The organism is Pseudactinotalea sp., assembly GCF_048594945.1.
GTDB lineage: Bacteria > Actinomycetota > Actinomycetes > Actinomycetales > Beutenbergiaceae > Pseudactinotalea.
This window is the reverse complement of sequence record NZ_JBMDXJ010000432.1, coordinates 1-3,409: the sequence shown is the minus strand read 5'-3', so window position 1 is coordinate 3,409 and position 3,409 is coordinate 1. Positions and strand designations below refer to the sequence as shown.

The following is a 3,409-nucleotide window of genomic DNA, read 5'->3' as shown; positions in this document are numbered from 1 at the left end:
TCGTTGAGACGTCGAAGCCCACGCCGGTCGCGAGGTCGTCGGCATCCAGCGACTCGCGCTGCGTCCCGGCTTGGATGACGTACTGCATGGCTGCAACGTTGAGGTGCGTGTCGAGCGCGGTGACGCATTTGCCGATGAGTTCCGCCGAGTCGAATTCGACCTGGTACACGGCCTTGTGGTTGATCCGGCCCCAGAGCTCCTGGAACTCCTTCTTCTTGAAGTTCGCCTCGTTGAGCGGGATCTTCTTGGGCTTACGCCCATCGTTTGGCTTGGGCAGTTCCAAGTACAACGAGTCCACGAGCGGCCACATGACGTCGATGACCGGCTTGAGGACCTCGGAGGTCGGTTCAGCAAGCGTTCCAGCCGCCTTGGCCTCGACGTAGACCGACGAGATCGTGTCGTCGTCGTTGATGTAGTCGTTCTTGACCAGGTACTTGTACAGCGCCTGAGCAACCGCCTCGTCGACGACCGACTCGCCGTCCTCGGTCTGATACGCCTTGCCAACGAAGAACTTGACGCTTGCCTTGCGCGGCCGCGCTGCCAACGACTCAGCGATCTCCTTCTGCAGACCAGCTACGAAGTCGGTGTACGACTCGTCCGTCACGACGGTCAGTTCGTTGATGTCGTGAACGGTGACAGGGTTGTCCATACGCTCGCCGTGTTGGTCGACGGCCAGCCGCAGCCCCCGACCGATCTCTTGGCGCCGGGAGATGCGACAACCTGCCCGGGGTGGACGGCATCGGCGAGAAGACCGCGGCTCACCTGCTCACCCAGGTCGGGCCGATGCGGACCGTGTGGGCCGACATCGACCACCTCGGGGGCAGCACGGTCGCGGCCACGCTGGACTCGTGGGCGGTCGAGACCGGAGCACGGCGGATGGGAACCACAGTCGTCCGACGCCTGAGCGCACCCGGAGCGCGCGAACGCTACGACTTCAATGTCCGCATGATGTCGGGCCGCGACGACCTCGACCTCGGCATCACGCCCGATGTGCCCGGCACCGCCGGACTGCTTCCGCTGGACACCCATCGCGTGCACACCGTGGTCAGCTACCTCGGCGTGGAGTCCACGACCGCCCTGGCCGTGCGCGTCCTCAGCACGGACCCGGCCTCTGCTGCCGCCCGCTCGACGTGGCAGACCGAGGCGTAGCCGCCCCGCGACCCTCCAGCGACCGCTCAGTCGAGCCCGTTGATGGCGTCGACCGCGGACAGAACGTCACCCCGGTCGTAGTTGTCGACCGCCACGAAGTTGGGCATCTGACGCTCGTCCCGGCAACGCTCGAGTCGCTCGCTCAGGACCGGATAGGAGTTGACGACCTCAGCGTCGGCGATGCGTGTCGCCTGATTGCTGAGCCAGTGATTCACCAGGAACAAGGGCGCATCGGCAGGCCCCCGCAGCAGGTCACAGGTGAACTCGTCGGCCGCGTGGAACGTGTACGGCGTGTCCTGCACCCACTGCGCGCCATCGAGGATCCACGGGACGGCAGGATCGACGGTGTGTTCGTGTAGCACGACGAGTCGTTCACCCGCATCGATCATCTCCGCCAAGGTGGGCCACGGTTCGACCGGCGCCTGCTCGTGGATGAACGGCATGAGCCCTGCCTGCTCGAACACCTTGGCGGTGTCGGCCGGCGAGACTTCGTCCTGGATGAAGAACGTGATGACCTCGCGCGGGTGCGCCTCCATCCACACGCGCACCTCCTGCATCAGCGGGGTCCACTCGGTGGCACCGAGCTCACACAAGGCGTGACACAGATAGGGCGTCACCTCGCCCTGCGGAGTCAGGCTGAGGGACTCACGCAAGCGCTTGGCAGCCTCCACGATCGATGAGCCGAAGGCCGCATCGGCCTGCGCCACCGCCGCAGCCCGGCTGGCTGCACTGTTGGCGACGATGCCCGGTTGTGGCGTCGTCTGCCCAGGCCAGGAGTCGATCAGAAAGACGCGGATCCCGTCATCGAGCTGGCCCATCACCCCGGTGGGCTGTTCGGCGAGATACCAGCCCGGGGCATCAGCGGCAGACATCGAATTGTGGGTAGCTGGGAAGGCAACCTGGTCGTAGGGACGTTCACACAGCTCAACATGACCATTGCAACGGTCGTCACCGTCAGCCGCGGCCATCGCCAGCTCCGACTCCCGCGGCCAGGCACCGACGACCAGCACCGTGAGGACGACCGCCGCGACGGCCATCGGTACGACCGCTCGGCCGACAGGCCTGACGCGGCTGACCAGGTCCGGTGCACTGTCACGCAGCCACGCGAGCAACCACAACAGGAGGTCACGCACCGCCACGACGATCAGGACGACACCGGCGGCCACGGCCACGACCGTCACGACAGCGGTGGGCTGGACCACCAGCACGAGGCCGCCCGCCAGCAAGGCGAGTGCCCGCGCCGGACTGGACAGCCCCGATGGACGATCGGTGCTCGCCAGGGCCACGCCCCACGTGCGCGGATCGAGCGTCATGGTGGGCCGGTCCATGACAGCCAGGACGACCGCTGCCACACCGAGCACGAGCATCGGACGCACCAATCCGCCATCGAGCTCGTGCCAAAGGGCCGTGAGCAGCGCACCCGAGAGGGAATCGGTCTGGAGTCGCCCGACCGCGATCGTCCCGAGCAACAGCATCCCGACCAGCACGAACACGACAGCAACGAGGGCCCGTCTGAGCTGGCCCACCACGACACGCCCTCCCCCGGTACCCCGTTGCCGGGCCCGCCACAGAGCAACACCGGTCAGGCACGCCAGTCCGAGCAGCGGCAACAGCCACGACAGCACGGTGACGGTGTGAGCGGCCGAGATGACGTCAGCGGTCAGCTCCTGCGATCCGATCGCCGCCAGCGTGACGTCGAGATTGCTGGGGATGGCCGCGTGCGCATCGGGATCGAGCGCCCTGATCGCGGCGACGAGCAGTGCTCCGACATCGGCCAGACGCAGCACCACCTGGTCGTCACCACCGGAGACGATCGCACGGTGCAGAGGCCTGACCGTGGCCTCGACGACAGGACCGAGCGACGGGCTCGCCACGATCGCCTCCGCCGCCGATTCGATCAAGGGCCGCAGCGCCACGAGTTCAGGCTGCTGATCGAGCACACGCTCGGTCACGACCAGCCCGAGCTGACGGGCTACGTCGGGATCGGTGCGGATCGCGTCGACATGATGCGCAAAGCGGTTCCCATCGACGACCTCACGGTGGACGACACCGCCCAGGATGCCGGCCGTCAGCGCCACGACCCCGACGATGACGAGCGCACGCTGGAGCCATCGGACCCATCGACCCATCCTGACGACCTCCGCTGGGGGCAGCATCACGCCTCGACTGTGCTCGGTGCGGCATCGATGACGTCCGCCGGTGGCCTGCTGGGCCACCAGGCGCGGTCCCCCAACATCGTCACCAGGGCCGGGAAGAGCAG

General features: G+C 67.0%; 2 protein-coding genes and 1 pseudogene. 1 reads left to right on the top strand and 2 read right to left on the bottom strand.

Annotated elements, in window-relative coordinates; genetic code table 11:
* Positions 1 to 649 (bottom strand): annotated as a pseudogene (locus ACOJSN_RS19680) (restriction endonuclease subunit R); the annotation flags it as partial.
* An 80-nt stretch (positions 650 to 729) separates the two neighbouring features.
* Here ACOJSN_RS19680 and ACOJSN_RS19675 point away from each other — a divergent pair.
* The gene (locus ACOJSN_RS19675; protein WP_420114179.1) at positions 730 to 1,149 is read left to right on the top strand and encodes a hypothetical protein; all 420 of its coding nucleotides are present in this window, start codon (positions 730 to 732) and stop codon (positions 1,147 to 1,149) included.
* 26 nt (positions 1,150 to 1,175) lie between these two features.
* On the opposite strand, the gene ACOJSN_RS19670 is transcribed toward ACOJSN_RS19675, so the two are convergent.
* Complete coding sequence (locus ACOJSN_RS19670) at positions 1,176 to 3,278, bottom strand: hypothetical protein (protein ID WP_420114178.1); 2,103 nt, start codon at positions 3,276 to 3,278, stop codon at positions 1,176 to 1,178.
* Positions 3,279 to 3,409 lie beyond the last annotated feature (131 nt).